The 16,011-nt window shown below is 41.1% G+C and carries 12 protein-coding genes and 1 rRNA gene; 8 read left to right on the plus strand and 5 right to left on the minus strand.

Annotation, left to right across the window (positions count from 1 at the left end; all coding sequences use genetic code 11):
- From H5164_RS20105 to cysQ, 3 genes are all read left to right on the plus strand, one after another.
- Positions 1-3,924 (plus strand): Ig-like domain-containing protein (locus tag H5164_RS20105; protein WP_259396865.1); only part of this gene is annotated, 3,924 nt, incomplete at its 5' end.
- A 226-nt stretch (positions 3,925-4,150) separates the two neighbouring features.
- Entirely contained in the window at positions 4,151-4,729 is a 579-nt protein-coding gene (gene nudE / locus H5164_RS18155; protein WP_124017787.1) for an ADP compounds hydrolase NudE, read from the plus strand.
- Between the two features lie 138 nt (positions 4,730-4,867).
- Positions 4,868-5,677, plus strand: a complete 810-nt coding sequence (gene cysQ, locus H5164_RS18160) for a 3'(2'),5'-bisphosphate nucleotidase CysQ (RefSeq protein WP_124017712.1) — start codon at positions 4,868-4,870, stop codon at positions 5,675-5,677.
- A gap of 251 nt (positions 5,678-5,928) precedes the next feature.
- Here cysQ and mnmH read toward each other — a convergent pair whose 3' ends face one another.
- A complete protein-coding gene (gene mnmH, locus H5164_RS18165; protein WP_182757251.1) occupies positions 5,929-7,035 on the minus strand; it encodes a tRNA 2-selenouridine(34) synthase MnmH in 1,107 nt (368 codons plus the stop codon).
- Positions 7,035-8,090 (minus strand): selenide, water dikinase SelD, encoded by a 1,056-nt coding sequence (gene selD, locus H5164_RS18170; protein ID WP_182757252.1) that lies wholly within the window; start codon positions 8,088-8,090, stop codon positions 7,035-7,037. Before selD ends, mnmH begins: the two co-directional genes overlap by 1 nt.
- Before the next feature lie 193 nt (positions 8,091-8,283).
- On the opposite strand from selD, the gene H5164_RS18175 reads away from it, so the two are divergent.
- Positions 8,284-8,895, plus strand: a complete 612-nt coding sequence (locus H5164_RS18175) for a TetR/AcrR family transcriptional regulator (protein WP_182757253.1) — start codon at positions 8,284-8,286, stop codon at positions 8,893-8,895.
- The gene (locus H5164_RS18180; protein WP_182757254.1) at positions 8,886-10,742 is read left to right on the plus strand and encodes an MFS transporter; all 1,857 of its coding nucleotides are present in this window, start codon (positions 8,886-8,888) and stop codon (positions 10,740-10,742) included. The genes H5164_RS18175 and H5164_RS18180 overlap by 10 nt, the downstream gene beginning before the upstream one ends.
- 77 nt (positions 10,743-10,819) lie before the next feature.
- On the opposite strand, the gene H5164_RS18185 is transcribed toward H5164_RS18180, so the two are convergent.
- Complete coding sequence (locus H5164_RS18185) at positions 10,820-11,929, minus strand: fatty acid desaturase (protein WP_124017707.1); 1,110 nt, start codon at positions 11,927-11,929, stop codon at positions 10,820-10,822.
- Positions 11,930-12,085: 156 nt separating this feature from the next.
- Between H5164_RS18185 and fabR the strand changes: the two genes are divergently transcribed.
- Positions 12,086-12,703 (plus strand): HTH-type transcriptional repressor FabR, encoded by a 618-nt coding sequence (fabR, locus tag H5164_RS18190; protein ID WP_124017706.1) that lies wholly within the window; start codon positions 12,086-12,088, stop codon positions 12,701-12,703.
- A gap of 82 nt (positions 12,704-12,785) precedes the next feature.
- Here fabR and trmA read toward each other — a convergent pair whose 3' ends face one another.
- Positions 12,786-13,883: a tRNA (uridine(54)-C5)-methyltransferase TrmA gene (trmA, locus tag H5164_RS18195; RefSeq protein ID WP_182757255.1), complete on the minus strand. Its 1,098-nt coding sequence runs from the start codon at positions 13,881-13,883 to the stop codon at positions 12,786-12,788.
- Positions 13,884-14,012: 129 nt separating this feature from the next.
- On the opposite strand from trmA, the gene murI reads away from it, so the two are divergent.
- A complete protein-coding gene (gene murI, locus H5164_RS18200) occupies positions 14,013-14,792 on the plus strand; it encodes a glutamate racemase (protein ID WP_124017704.1) in 780 nt (259 codons plus the stop codon).
- Between the two features lie 42 nt (positions 14,793-14,834).
- Here the strand turns inward: murI and H5164_RS18205 are convergent, their stop codons facing one another.
- The gene (locus tag H5164_RS18205; RefSeq protein WP_124017703.1) at positions 14,835-15,278 is read right to left on the minus strand and encodes an RNA-binding protein; all 444 of its coding nucleotides are present in this window, start codon (positions 15,276-15,278) and stop codon (positions 14,835-14,837) included.
- Between the two features lie 666 nt (positions 15,279-15,944).
- Between H5164_RS18205 and H5164_RS18210 the strand changes: the two genes are divergently transcribed.
- Positions 15,945-16,011 (plus strand): 16S ribosomal RNA (locus H5164_RS18210); the annotation flags it as partial.

The raw sequence follows: 16,011 nt of genomic DNA on the forward strand, positions 1-16,011 counted from the left end.
ACAGGAAGCTGTACCATTAATGCCAATCAAGCGGGTAATGCCAGTTATACCGCAGCGGCTCAAGTAAGTCAGACTTTTGCGGTGAATGCTGTAGTGGCTGGCGTGCCGAGTATAGGCACTGCGACTGCGGGCGATACTCAAGCGACGGTGAGTTTTACGCCGCCAAGTAATAATGGTGGTGCAGCGATTACGGCTTATACCGTAACCTCAAATCCAGGTGGTTTGACAGCTAGCGGCGTAAGCTCACCATTAACGGTCTTGGGGCTCACTAATGGCATGACGTATACCTTTAGTGTCACGGCTCAAAGTGCTGCGGGCACCAGTGCCGCGTCGAGCGCCTCTAATAGTGTGACACCTAATGGCGCCCCAGTGATTAATTCGAGTCCAATATTGAATGTTGATCAGGGAGCAAGTTATAGCTATACCCTGACAGCGGTAGATACCGTTGGCGATACTCTCACTTATAGCGCTTTAAACATACCAATTTGGTTAAGCTTCGATACAGCAACAGGTAACTTAACCGGTGTGCCAAATAGAGATAATATTGGTAGTCATGCCATTGAATTAAAAGTAACCGATGCGGCAGGTTTATTTGCGACGCAAGCATTTACTTTGGACGTTAATGCTACCAATAGTGCTCCGGTTGCGAGCGACACCAGTGTCACATTAGACGAAGATGGTTCATTGAGCATTAGCTTTAGTGCCACGGATCCTGAAAATGATGTCCTTAGTTTTGAGGTATTAACTCAGCCAATATCAGGTAAGTTAGACAAGCATGGATCGGTCTGGTTATACACGCCAGAGGCTGATTTTAATGGTAACGATAGCATAAGCTTTATTGCCAAAGATGCTGAGCTAAGCTCACAACCTGGTGTAGTGAGCATCAAAGTTAACCCAATTAATGATGAACCTAATGCTGTAGATGATAGTTATAGCCAAAGTGTATCAACCGACAGTAGCTATATCCTTGCTGTACTTGATAATGATACCGACGTTGATGGTGATAACTTGACCATTGATGGTGCTGCTGCCGATGTTGGGGATGTACAAATTGTAGCGTCGCAGCTTAAGTATCAAGCGCCTACAGATTTTGTCGGCCCTGTGACTCTGCGCTATACCATCTCGGATGGCCAAAAAGGCAGAAGCAATGCCAAAGTGCAGCTGATTATTACTGGTGAAAGCTCTGCGGATGCGCCTGTGATTACCGTTCCTGCGGACATTACCGCTAACGCGACAGGGCTGTTTACTAAGCTTAAGTTAGGTGTGGCGACTGCTGTGGATAAAGCCGGCAATAAACTGGCAGTATCTTTAGTCAATACTCAACAATTATTTGCACCAGGCGAACACTTAGCCTATTGGCAGGCTACAGATAGCCAAGGTCTCAGCTCAATTAAATCCCAGAAAGTGACGGTTAACCCTTTGATTTCGATTAGTCGAAACCAGGTTGTTGCTGAGGGGAGTGAAGTGCAATTGAGCGTGTTCTTAAATGGCCCTTCACCGCAGTACCCCGTGAGGATTCCCTATACTGTGTCTGGTAGTAGTGATGCTAATGACCATGACTTAGTCGATGGTGTGTTTATCATTGAATCAGGTTTATCGGCGAGTTTTAGCACCAATATCTTTGATGATGCAATTACAGAAGTCGATGAAGACCTAATTATCAACTTAGACCCAAGCATCAACATTAGTAACCAGAGTGAGACACGCTTGATCATTACTGAAGCCAATATTGCCCCGCAAGCTAGCATTCAAGTGACTCAGTCTAATGAACTGCGTAGTCAAGTGAGTAAGGTCGATGGCAAGGTGTATCTTAAAACTCTAACTCGCGATGCTAATGCACTAGATAATCTTTCAGAAGTTTGGTCTACAGGCAGCTTAGTCCTTGAAAGCGATGAACAGGGCAGTTATTTTGACCCAAGTGGACTTGATGAGGGTAATTATCCGATTAGCGTTGTCGTGACTGATGATGGTATTCCTGAATTATCGACAACGGTGCAATTAACCTTGTTGGTTAAATCAGCATTACTAATACTTAGCGGTGACGATTCTGATGGCGATTTAATACCGGATGATCAAGAAGGTTTTACTGACACAGACAGCGATGGCATCGCCGATTATCTTGATGCAATTAATGAATGTAACGTGCTGCAAGAAAAAAGTCTTGAACAGTCAAACTTCCTTGCCGAAAGTCAGTCAGGCGTGTGTTTGCGCTTAGGTAACACTGCGCAACTCAATGGAAGCGATGGGATCGAAATTCAAGAGGATGATTTAATCGAGGATCTACAAGCGGATAATCTCGGTGGTCTGTTTGATTTTGAACTTACGGATATCCCTAGATTGGGAGACAGCGTTACTGTTGTTATACCTCAAACCTTACCCGTACCCATGAATGCCGTGTATCGCAAGTTTGTACGTGGTAGTTGGCAAGAATTTGTGTCTAACGCCAACAACTCAGTCATGTCTATTGCGGGTAATCCGGGTTATTGTCCTCCACCAGGCGCAGCTGAATGGCAGCCTGGATTAACTGAAGGCCATTGGTGTGTGCAATTAACCATAGAAGATGGCGGCCCGAATGATGACGATGGCATAGCTAATGGCAACATAGTTGATCCTGGTGGGGTTGCTGTAATGCTGAATGGCAATGCATTACCCCTTGCGGTTGCCGATGCTATTACAGTGCTAGCTAATCAGGGTATTGAAATTGACGTACTGGCAAACGACAGTGACGCAGATGGCGATACCTTGACGGTTAAGCAAGTGAGCAGTCAGTTTGGTACTGCTGAGGTGTTGGATAATCAGCAAATAAGTTACTTGCCAGCGGAAGATTTCATTGGGATAGATGTATTGGTGTATAGCATAAGTGATGGTAACGGTGGGACTGGTAGCAACAAGTTAACCGTGACAGTTGTGGCGAATAGAGCCCCAATTGCAGTGGATGATATGGCCAATACCGATGATAAAACAAGCTTGATATTGGATGTCTTGAGCAATGATAGCGACCCCGATAATCAGGTATTGAGTTTGATCGCAGTTAGCGCTCAACAAGGTGGCGTGATGATTGAAAATAATAAGGTACGTTACATACCAAAAGCTGGTTTTGAGGGCGTCGATACTGTGATTTATACTATCAGCGATGGTCAAGGCGGCGAAGCCACCGCTAATGTGATAGTGACAATTGAAGCCTATAAACCTCAGGTTGTCGACAATGAATCAAGTGGTGGTAGCATGCACTGGCTTTGGAGTGGTCTGTTACTATTGGTGATAATGCTGCGTATCAAACCGGAGGGCAGTTTTAAATACTATAAGGTTCTGTCATTGAGTCTAATGGCGTTACTGGTCAGTTCGAGCCATGTTCAGGCCCAAGGATCATCTTCGGTATCACCTTGGTATTTGGATGGCATTATTGGTTTTAGCGAATCAGTTAACACCCAAGCGGAATTACAACGGGAAATTCCAACAGGGCAGATAGAGGCTTTTGATAAGTCAGATACCAGTTTTGGTTTAACAATTGGTTATCAGGTTACACCGTTACTCGCTTTTGAGCTTGGCTATATAGACTTTGGTGAAGGTTCAGCACAGATAAGTGGTGAAAGTTTACATACTGGCCAATATCATGAGTTACTAAAAGCCGTATCGCCAATATTACCTACGGGGTTCAGCGTTGGTGTCGACTTGAGTTTAGTCGAGCATGATGGATGGCGATTTTCAGTGCCTGTAGGGCTGTTAGTTTGGGAGTCTGAAGTCAAAAGTTATTCTCAAGGACAGACGTTAACAACTCAGTTTGATGGTACAGATTGGTACACAGGTGTGCATTTAAACTATCAATTTACTCGCAACTGGTCTGCAGGTTTAGGGATGGATTATATCGCTTTGGCACCTAACGATATATTGAGCTATCAATTCAATCTTCGCTATCAGTTTTAATTTTTAGTGGTTTTTATATCCTCTTATCAGCATGTTATTTCTAATGCTTAGATAAGAGGATATTTTTTATGTCTTTATTTTCTGCTGTTTTGAGTCGTTATCAGCTTATATCATCACCATTTATCGCTGTTTAAGACGTTTTCTGCCGATAAAAACAGGTCACATTATTTTTGTGTTTGGTATAAGATTGAAGCTTGCGAAAACGACATCATTTGACGAGGCTTCAATGACACAGCGGCATAAAAAGCCGGAAATCCTGCATACCGAAATTGTTGCCAAAAGCCGACTGTTTCAAATTGAGCAGGTACACCTTAAGTTTTCTAATGGCGTAGAACGTCAATATGAAAGAATGAAAGGCGGTAGCAGAGGTGCTGTGATGATTGTGCCTATTCATCAAGGTAATTTATTATTAGCTAGCGAATATGCTGCCGGCACTGATAATTATGAACTAGGCTTTCCTAAAGGGTTGATCGATCCCGGTGAAACGGCTGTTGAAGCCGCCAATCGTGAGCTTCAAGAAGAAATTGGTTTTGGCAGTTATCAATTAACCCATCTAAAAGAGCTATCGCTTGCGCCAGGCTACTTTTCCAGCAAAATGCATATTTTTGTTGCTGAAAAATTGTATCCTAGTCGTTTAGAAGGTGATGAACCTGAACCGATTGACGTGATCCCTTGGCCACTATCTGATTGGCAGCTATTACTCGATAATGTCGACTTTTCAGAGTCTCGCAGTGTGAGCGCACTTTTTTTAACTCAGCAATATTTGAATATATCAATGCATAACCTTACCGATGAAAATAGTTGAGGGTGAATTTTGCTAACTAATGAGTCAATTCATTTGGTGTATTAATTCTGCATATAACCATACATACAGTAGGCGATAGCCTTGTTTATAGGTGTCCTTGTCAGGTCATCCTTATCGAATCCAGCAATTGGAGTAGTAATGAAGCCAGAAGATGTAATCGAGCAAGTCATAGACATTGCAACGGAAGCTGGGCAAACGATTCGCGAAATTTATCTCAAAGGTAACTTTAAACGCGAAACTAAGTCAGACAATACCCCTGTAACGTCTGCAGATTTAGCTGCCCACGATCTTATTTGTCGTAAGTTAGCTGAGCTAACGCCTGATATCCCCATCCTAAGTGAAGAAGCCGCTGATATTCCTTTAAGTGTCCGCGAAACGTGGAAGCGCTATTGGTTAGTTGATCCATTAGATGGCACTGGCGAATTTATTGCTGGAAGTGGTGATTTTTCTGTCATTATTGCTTTGGTGGAACATAACCGACCTATCATGGGAGTGGTCTATGTGCCGATGACTAAAGTGTGCTATTACGCTATTGCGGGCTTAGGTGCTTATAAGCGTGATGGTAAAAATGAGATCCGTATTACCAGTAAACAATTAACCGGTGATGAACCTGAGAATTTACGTTTAGCGGTCAGCCGTCGTCAAGATCCGCAATCGGTATTAAAGCTGCTTAACAAACCTAATCGTTGTGAGTTAGTGGTAATGGGTGGTGCAGCATTAAAAAGTTGTTTAGTCGCAGAAGGGCGTGCCGATTGCTATGTCCGTTTAGGGCCGACAGGTGAGTGGGATACTGGTGCTGCGCAGATTATTATTGAAGAAGCGGGTGGAGCCTTGATTGATATTAATTTACAGCCTTTGACCTATAATGAACGTGAAACACTTGAAAATCCAAACTTTATCGTAGTAGGTAGCGCTAATCTTCCGTGGGATATATTGTTAACTAATTAATTTATATGTTTTTTAATGGGTATTGATTGGTTCTTTGGGTGTGTTGTTTTTTTGAACAGGTGTTAATTTATTAATAACATACTTAGCAACTATAGTCATCCGAAACTATAAAATGCGACCATATGGTGTAAACACTGATGGCAGTGTGAGGTTTTATCCGTTAATACCAGTGAGCTTGCTACGACTGTGACTAGATTTAATTATACCCGCTCAGATACACACAAAAATGCCCTCATTTGAGGGCATTTTGTTTAAATTGTTGATTGATGACTATCTAACCATTGATGTATCGCTTGTCTGTCGCCTTGAAAGATAACTCTGTCGCGTTTCTTTTCAAGTTGATACAGATACATAGGATCATAATAAATATCGAGTAACAGGCTTATCCAGTCTAAATGTTTACTGGTATCATTTTGGTTTTGTTGCATATTAAGTGCATCGTCAACCAAGCTCTGTAATTCTTGATGTTGTTTACCACCTAAGCGTTTACGGATCCCTAATAAGCTTTGAGTCAAATAAGCTTTAAATGCATCGAAACCAGCTTGTTCACCTAAAAGAGACACGTAATCAGCGAGTTTACTTTCTACATAGTCGTGGAGTAAACGCGGCAAACGTGCATCTAATGGCTCATCAAGCAAAATAATATCAGCTTGTTGCATGGCGTGGTAAAAACTGTGTGGTAGTGCAGAGCGACCAATCAGAATACTTTCATCTTCTAATAATAAATGACGATGATGCTGTTGTTGATGCGAGAGTAATGCCACTGCTAAGGTATTTTCAAAGTTAATTTGGCTGGGTTGAGGGTCGATATTCTTACCAAAGCTCGATCCTCTATGATTGGCAATACCTTCAAGATCGACCGACTCATCTCGTTGATTAATCACTTCCGTTTTACCACTGCCGGTTATGCCGCTCAAGATAAGTACTTTAGAGTGACTGGGTGCTTGCTCAATAGTATTAATTAAAAAAGTACGCATGGCTTTATAACCCCCTTCAATATAAGGGATATGCATGCCAGATTCTTTAATCCATTGCTGGGATAATTTTGAGCGTAAACCACCACGAAAACAATATAAATAACTGTCCGGATGTTGTGTCAACTGAGTGAGCCAAGCATCTATACGCTGTTGCTTAACATTACCTTTTACCAACTCATGACCTAATGCGATAGCAGCATCTTGGCCATGCTTTTTATAGCAAGTACCGACTTTTTCGCGCTCACTATCTTGCATTAATGGTAAATTAATCGAGTGACTAAAGGCTCCTTTAGTAAATTCAATGGGGGCACGTACGTCGATTAATGAACGATTTTCTAATAAAAGTCTGCCATATTCTGAGCTGGGGATGACCATGCTCATTAGCTTAATTCCACAAGGATATTGTGTCCGCTAGTATGAGGTTCATAGGTATTGAGCATGCCTATACAAATCGCTTCAATGCCATTGGTTTCTAATAATTGTGTCAGTTCATGTTCAGCCTCTGCACTGACACTAACTAATAACCCGCCACTAGTCTGTGGATCGCAGATAATGGCTTTCTGATGATCAGTTAAGGGCGGTAAATACTCACTGTAACTGTCAAAATTACGATGGGTCCCGCCTGGTATACAACCTAATGCAAGGTAGTCACTGACTTTAGCAAGAAGAGGAACTTTGGATAACACTAAGTTAGCTTTAAGTTGTGCGCCTTGGCAGACTTCAATCAAGTGGCCAGCAAGTCCAAATCCTGTTACGTCAGTTAGCGCGTTAACACCATCTATTTTAGCGATATCAACCCCTATATTATTGAGCTGACACATAGCATCAGGTGCAATTTGACTGTCTTCCTCTCGAAGTTTTTTCTGTTTTTGTGCGGTAGTCAGAATGCCAATACCAATGGGTTTAGTGAGGTACAAACGATCGCCTGCTTTAGCAGTATTATTTTGCTTTACTCGCTCAAGCGGAATTTGTCCTGTTACAGCTAAACCAAAAATCGGCTCTGGAGAATCAATACTGTGACCGCCAGCCAGCATAATACCTGCATCAGCACAGGCTTGGCGTCCACCATCAACAACTTGTTGGGCAATTTCTGCGGGTAATATATTAATGGGCCAACCTAAAATGGCAATTGCCATAATCGGAGTGCCACCCATAGCGTATATGTCGCTTATGGCATTAGTGGCTGCAATTCGACCAAAGGTAAACGGATCATCCACAATAGGCATAAAGAAGTCTGTAGTACTGATAATGCCAGTTTGTTCGTTAAGCTTATAAACGGCAGCATCGTCACGAGTTTGATTACCAACTAATAAATTAGGATCAGTAAAGACGGGGAGTTGTGATGCAAGAATGGTACTTAACACTTTAGGAGAAATCTTACAGCCGCAGCCTGCGCCATGGCTATATTCGGTAAGTTTAATTGCTTGCTGAGACATATTGGTTGATCTTTGATGGCGTATTGAGCGGTAATTATAATCACTATTGGCCCAAATATCTTGTTTTTTAGCCGTTTATCAAATTTAGTCGACCATTTAAAACGGATAAAAATATTATTATGAACGTTGTTTTTTTATTTTGTTTGCTGTTAACTTACCTTCCAATCAAGATAACTGATGTTAGGTGATCACTTTGGCAAGACGTAAAGAACATACTCATGAGCAAATAAAGACTATGGCTATTGAAGCCGTCGTAATGCATCTGCAGCATGACAATATTGAAACGTTGAGTTTAAGGAAGGTGGCCAGTCTAATAGGCTATGTACCAAGTACACTGATTAATATATTTGGTAGTTATCATTATCTATTATTAGCGGTGTCAGAGCAGACATTAGCGCAGCTAGCCACCAAGTTATCGTTGGAGATGAATGATAATCCACTTTTGAATATTCAGCAGATGGCGACAATTTATAGTGAGTTTGCCTTGCAGAATCGGCGTTGTTTTCGTTTAGTATTTGAGTTAAGTATGCCCGATGATCAGCCTTTACCAATTGCGCATTTAAGCTTAATAAAGTCATTGTTTGGTCTAGTTGAATCACAATTATTACAATACTTTCCAGAGGCCGACAGCCAAAAAATTGAAATGATGAGCAGAGTATTGTGGGGCGCTATTCATGGGTTAACATCTTTAGCACTAGATGGTAAATTATTTGAGGAGCAATCGTGTTTACAGGACATGCTCATCAGTCATGTACAGAGTTATATCGCAGGAATGAGCATTAAAAAGGAATTTACATGTTACTAACGAAACGATTTTTCCCTTATTTTGCCACCTTATGTTTAGGTGCGTTAAATGATAACTTTTATAAGAATGTGTTGCTGTTATTGGTGACCTACAGCCAATTAAGTGCATTACCAATTGATGTTAATTTATTTGTTAACTTAGCGGCAGGGGTATTTATTTTACCGTTTTTTCTGTTTTCAGCCCATGCCGGTATCGTGGCCGATAATATGGATAAAGCAAAGCTGATAAGACGATTAAAGCTTTTAGAGTTAATCATCATGTCTACCGCCGCGATTGCGATCGTGACCCAAAGTTACATGATTATGTTAGTACTCCTGTTTTTAACTGGCAGTCAGTCGGCGTACTTTGGCCCAGTAAAGTATTCATTACTACCACAAGCACTTAGTGAACAAGAGTTGGTAAAAGGTAATGCGTTAGTTGAAATGGGTACCTTCTTATCGATTCTCATTGGGACGTTAAGCGCCGGCCTCGTAGTGTCAAACGAAAATGGTTTAGTTTGGGCCGCTATAACGGTAACCGTATTAGCCGTTGCAGGTTATCTTGCTAGTCGCGCTATACCTTCATTGCCCGCGCAAGGGGAGCTTAACCCGAATAAGTTCTCTCTGTTTTCTGGTACGTGGCGCTGCATCAATAAAGCTCGTGAAACCACTTCAATTTGGATGGCCATTTTAGCCATTAGTTGGTTTTGGTTTTTGGGTGCGACTTATCTGACTCAGTTTCCTAATTTTGCCAAATTGCATTTACATGCAGATGTCACGGTAATGTCATTGTTATTAGCGCTTTTTTCTATTGGTATTGCCGTTGGTTCATTCGTGTGTGAACGTTTCTCTTTTGGCCATGTTGAGCTGGGACTATTACCGTTTGGGGTTTTGGGCCTGAGCGTGTTCAGTTTTGATATGATCAGCGCCATTCCAACTGCATCGATTGAATTGGGGTTTGTGTACAGTTTTGAAGCCTTCATTGCTAACGCCCAACATTATCGGTTGATGATTGATTTATTTCTGGTTGGTTTAAGTGGTGGTTTGTTTATTGTGCCCTTGTACGCTTTTATACAAACTCGTGCAGAGAAGCAAGAATGTGCTCAGGCGATTGCGGCAAATAATATTATCAATGCATTTTTTATGGTGGGGTCTGCCATATTATCTATGGTGCTATTAAGTGTGTTCAATTGGAGCATACCTGAGTTGTTTACACTCATAGGTGCACTAAACCTTATTGTGCTGCTATATGTGTATTCACAAGTACCTGAGTTTACCCAACGTTTTATTAGTTACTTACTCAGTCATGTGATGTACCGGGTGAGAGTGTCTGGGCGAGAGCATATTCCATTGCAGGGGGCTGGCATTATTGTCAGTAATCATGTGAGTTATGTCGATGCTCTTATTATTATGGGCGCATCCACAAGGCCAATCCGGTTTGTGATGGATAAGTCGATTAGCGAGATCCCATTATTAAAGTATGTCTTTAGACATGCAGGCGTGATCCCGATTTGTTCACCTAAGAAGTGTGAGGCGACATACCTTAATGCGTTTGAACAGATACACCAAGCACTGGCTAATGATGAGTTGGTGTGTATTTTTCCTGAAGGCAGGTTAACCCCAGATGGAGATATAGGTGAGTTTAGACCTGGTATAGACAAAATATTACAACGTGATCCCGTTACTGTTATACCGTTAGCATTAACTGGATTGTGGGGATCTTATTTTAGCCATAAAGGCGGGCATGCGCTTACTACTTTACCTAAACGTTTTTGGTCTAAAGTCTCGGTAAGTATTGCGCCTTCCGTTGATGGCAGTCTCACCAATTGTAAAGTGTTGCAACAGCAGGTGACACAGCAATTTAATTAACACACTATGTTCGAGTTTAGTTGCTCAAAACAAAAAAGGTCACGCATATGCGTGACCTTTTGTATATTGTTAAAAACTTACGACGTATAAGCAGCTGTTAGGCTTTTCCAATTACGTTGTTGTTCAAGAAATTGGTTACGCAATAATTGTACTTGTTGTTTCAGATTGTGATCTGTAAGTTGCTTGCGTTTCGCCTCTAACAAGCTCTTTTTAGCTTGATAATAGTCAACTAAGTGTTGCTTCATCAGCTCATACTCTGCTTGAAAACTTTCTATAATTTCATCGCAGTTTGGTAAGTGAGCCACCTTATTTTGTGCTTGTAACAACTGCATTTGCAAACGTGCACTTTCAATACGCTCTTGCGACACTTTACGTAAATCAGTTGCCAAGCCAAACCAACTCATTAGTTTGATGAGCCATTTGGTTGGATCATAGTCCCACCACTTAATGCCATTACGATAATCATTTTCAAAAATGTGATGGAAGTTGTGATAGCCCTCGCCATATGTCAGCAATGCTAGAAAAGCATTATCTTTGGCGGAATTTTTATCTGTGTATGGTTGTTTACCCCAGATATGAGCTAATGAGTTGATAAAGAAGGTACAGTGATGTACTACCACCAAACGCAATAAGCCTGCCATGAGTACCATTGATAAAATATCGCCATTCAACCAGCCGATAAATGCAGGCAAAGCAATATTCATTAAAATCACTAAGGCTAAATAGTGCTTGTGTTGCCACATAACGATAGGGTCATTTTGTAAATCACGTACGTTGTTGTAGTCACTGTAACGGCTGGCTTGGTATTCGCGCAGCATCCAGCCTATGTGGCTGTACCAGAATCCCATTTTAGCGGAGTATGGGTCTTTATCATTATTATCAACATGTTTATGATGAATACGATGATCACTACACCAATGTAGTGCGCTGTTCTGTAATGCTAATGCTCCACCTAATGCATATAAAAATCGCACGGATGGGTGAGCTTTATAAGCTTTATGTGACCATAATCTGTGGTAACCCGCAGTAATCGATAGACCACTTGCGTAAGCGAAAACAACAAATGCAATCCATTCAATGCCATCAAAGCCATGGGTAAAACCACGCCAAGGGATTAATACCGCAGCGCCGATGAAAGTAATGGCAAATAACAAGGTATTAAGCCAAATGATTGGAGGTTTTTTCATTTAATAGGGTTCCAATAATAGGTTTAAATAAGTTGAGCGTACAATTGTACGCTAATTTAACTTGGGCGGCTAGTCATGGTCAAGCTTAACAGGGCTGTGTTTCTGTTTTAAAAACGGTATTATCGTTGAATTAATATTGACTGAATGGATTAGTAAATGGGTGTAAGAGCGCAACAAAAGGAAAAAACCCGTCGTGCATTAGTAGACGCAGCATTTAATCAACTTAGTGCAGAGCGAAGTTTTTCCAGCTTAAGCTTACGTGAAGTTGCGCGAGAAGCTGGTATTGCCCCCACATCATTCTATCGTCATTTTAAAGATATGAACGAGCTTGGCTTAACCATGGTTGATGAAGGTGGATTAACCTTACGGCAAATGATGCGAAAAGGTCGCCAACGTGCTGAGGCTGGTGGCAGTGTAATCCGTATTTCTGTTGACACTTTTATGGAAGTATTGGAATCAAATCCAAACGTGTTTCGAATATTGTTACATGAACGTTCTGGCACCTCTGCTGCATTTAGAGCTGCAGTTGAACGTGAAATTGAACATTTTATTTCTGAGCTTGCTCATTACACTGAAGCACAAGCTAAGCGCACACCTTTACTTGCGCGTGCTCAAGCTGAATCTTTAGTTATTTTAGTCTTTAATGCTGGAGCATCAGCGTTAGATTCAAAACGCAGCGAGCGAAGAGCTTTGGCTGACCAATTAGTGTTACAACTGCGTATGGTTGCTACTGGTGCTGAAGCTTTGCAGCATAAAATGGATAACCGAGCATAAACGATTACGATATAAACTCACTCTAAGCACATCAGAAACAAACAGGGCGCTAATCATTAGCGCCCTGTTTGGTTAATTTGCGTTACTTGCGTTGTAACAATACTCCCGACTCCATATGGTCGGTATAAGGAAATTGGTCAAATAACGCGAAGCGAGAAATTTTGTGGGTTTGGCTTAAGGTCTGTAAATTGTCATTGAGTGTTTCTGGGTTACAAGAGATATATAAAATCCGCTCATAACCTTGGATCAGCTTCAATGTTTCAGGATCAATTCCTGCACGTGGTGGGTCGACAAAAATCGTATTGCAATCGTAACTGTCTAAATCGATACCTTCTAAGCGTCTAAACTGACGTTTTTTAGCCATTGCATCACTAAAGTCTTCTGCTGACATCCGTATAATCTGAACATTATTTACTTGATTAATATCGATATTATATTGCGCTGCATCAACCGAAGGTTTTGCCAGCTCGGTTGCTAATACACGCTTAAAGTTTTGCGCTAATGCAATGGTAAAGTTGCCATTGCCACAATACAGTTCAAGTAAATCACCTTGGCTATTCTGAGTGACATCGATAGCCCACTCCAACATTTTTACCGATACTTTAGCGTTTGGCTGGGTAAAGCTATTTTCTATCTGCTTATAATGTAATTGCTTAGCATTGATTGTTAGCGTCTCGGTGACATAATCTTTGTCTAAATCGATTTTTTGCTTACGCGCACGGCCAATAATATTGACATTAAATTGAGCCGATAACTTTGCTTTCAAGAGCGTCGCCTGCTCACGCCATTCTTCATCAAGCTGGCGGTGATACAATAAAGACACTAATATTTCGCCACTCAAGGTCGATAAAAAATCAATTTGAAACAGCTTATAACGTAGCGCTGGATTGGGGATTAACTCCGCAATCAGCTCTGCCATCATTTCATTAATGAGCACACCTGCGGGTAAATATTGATCGCAACGCACTTTTGCATTCAGTGCTTTATCAAACATGTAGTAATATAAGTCATCACCATCATGCCACATTCTAAACTCAGCACGCATGCGGTAATGCATAGGCTCAGAAGCAAAGACTTCAAGCGCTGGTGGATTGAAATCGGCAAAGGTCTTTTCTAGCTTGATGCGCTTTTGTTGTAATTGTGCATCGTAGTTTTTAGGATCCATTGCAGCTAAATTCATATCGTCCACCAAAGGCTGTAAAAAAGGGCGCAAATATTATACTAAATGACGCTGATGTCTAGTGCTACGCACCTAAGTATAAAATATCATGAACATTAATGCTGCGCACATTCATATTGGGAGCCCATATTGTCTGGACCTATTTTAGTATTTGACTCTGGTATCGGCGGATTGTCGGTATTGAATGAAATTAGAAAACAACTGCCACAGCATGATTATTGTTACTTATTCGATAATGCACGTTTACCTTATGGCAATTTGTCAGAGCAAGAGTTAATAACAGGCTGTGTTGCATTGATCACCCATCATGCTCAGCGCCTTAATGCCAGTATTGTGGTGGTTGCCTGTAACACTGCCAGTACTCTAGTATTGCCATTATTACGTCAACAATTAACTATACCAGTAGTGGGGGTTGTTCCTGCTATCAAGCCAGCAGCCATGTTATCAAAGAAAAAACACATTGGTTTATTGGCCACACCGGGTACGGTTAAACGCGATTATACTCAAGCGTTAATCAATCAATTTGCAGGAAACTGTAAGGTTGAATTATTTGGCACGTCAGATTTAGTCTTACTTGCAGAGCTTTATGTCGCTCAACAACCAATTGATATCGATAAACTCAATCATATCCTAGCACCCATTGCTGCATCGAATATTGATGTACTCGTACTGGGCTGTACTCATTTTCCAATGATAGCAGCAGAAATTAGTCATTATCTCGGTGATGGGGTAACACTACTAGATTCTGGAGAGGCGATAGCAAAGCGGGTGAGGTTTCTACTGAGTAAAGAACATAATGGTAATAAACAACTACAGGCATGTTATACCAAACAGATTAGCCAAGGGCTTAAAGCAACATTAGTCGATTATGGTTTTAGTGATTTTTCGCTGGTAACCATAACCGACTAACAACAGTGCTTAAGGAGTACTAAGAATCAGCTTCAATAGCGATTAGCTATTCTCTGAATCAGATTCTTGTGATTTAGCTTCTCTTACCTTTAATGTGCGCTCTTGAAAGCTGTAGTCATTTAATTTCGACATGGCTTTCTGTGCACCTGATTCAGACATCTCAACAAAACCAAATCCTTTACGACGTCCTGTTTTACGGTCTCGCACTAAACGAACTGAGTTAACCGGTCCGTATTCGCCAAACAATGCCTTTACTTCTCCTTCATGAACACGGTAAGGCAAGTTACCTACATATAGTGTCATAGTAGGACCAACATAAGGTTCATCAGACGAGCTTGAACCGCTAGAAGGTATAAAGGTGAAAATTAACGTCGCAACGACTACACCAGCAATAAACGCAACCGAAGATGGTGTACCGTTAAACTGAAAAAAAACAAAAGCGCCAAGAAGCGCCGCAATCAAAACAATCACGAATGATTTCTGCATAAAATAATCTCTAATGAATATAAAAATGATAAATAACTGTTAAATACTATTACATACTAATTAAAAATTACCAGATAAACCAGACTACTGTTGAAAAATTGAGCTCAAAAGTAACTTTAATATCAAAAATAACCATTTTGCTATTTAGTTAAAGACGCTTCTTTAACCGAAAAAGTTAAAAAAGAATCAATCTGCATAAAAGTTGGGCATTCAAAAGATTTCATTAATAAAAGCGCTTGCACTAAATCTTAAGCTGCCTATAATGCGCATCCACTGACACGGCAGACAGCGAAAGCAAAAACCGGTTAGCGTTATGAGCAACCACTTAGTGGTGTTGATAACAGGCAAAAAGAAGTTTGAAAAAACACTTGACGCCATAAAGGGATTGCGTAGAATACGCAGCCCAAGCCAACGACCTAGCGTCTTACGGCGATGTCTGAAAAATCGACATCACGCTCTTTAACAATTTATCAAGTAATCTGTGTGGGCATTCACAGGTATTGAGTTATTCGAAATTGTCTTCTGTTCTTCGGAATGTTGGCAATCAAAAAATTTAAACTCAATGCAACGATGAATGTTCATAGTAATATGTACAAAGACTTATTTCGCTTCGGTGAGATAAGCAATCAGAATTCATTGAGCCGAATCGCAAGATTCAAAAAACTTTAATTGAAGAGTTTGATCATGGCTCAGATTGAACGCTGGCGGCAGGCCTAACACATGCAAGTCGAGC

The organism is Shewanella sp. SG41-3 (genome assembly GCF_014164545.1).
In the GTDB taxonomy this organism is placed as follows: domain Bacteria; phylum Pseudomonadota; class Gammaproteobacteria; order Enterobacterales; family Shewanellaceae; genus Shewanella; species Shewanella vesiculosa.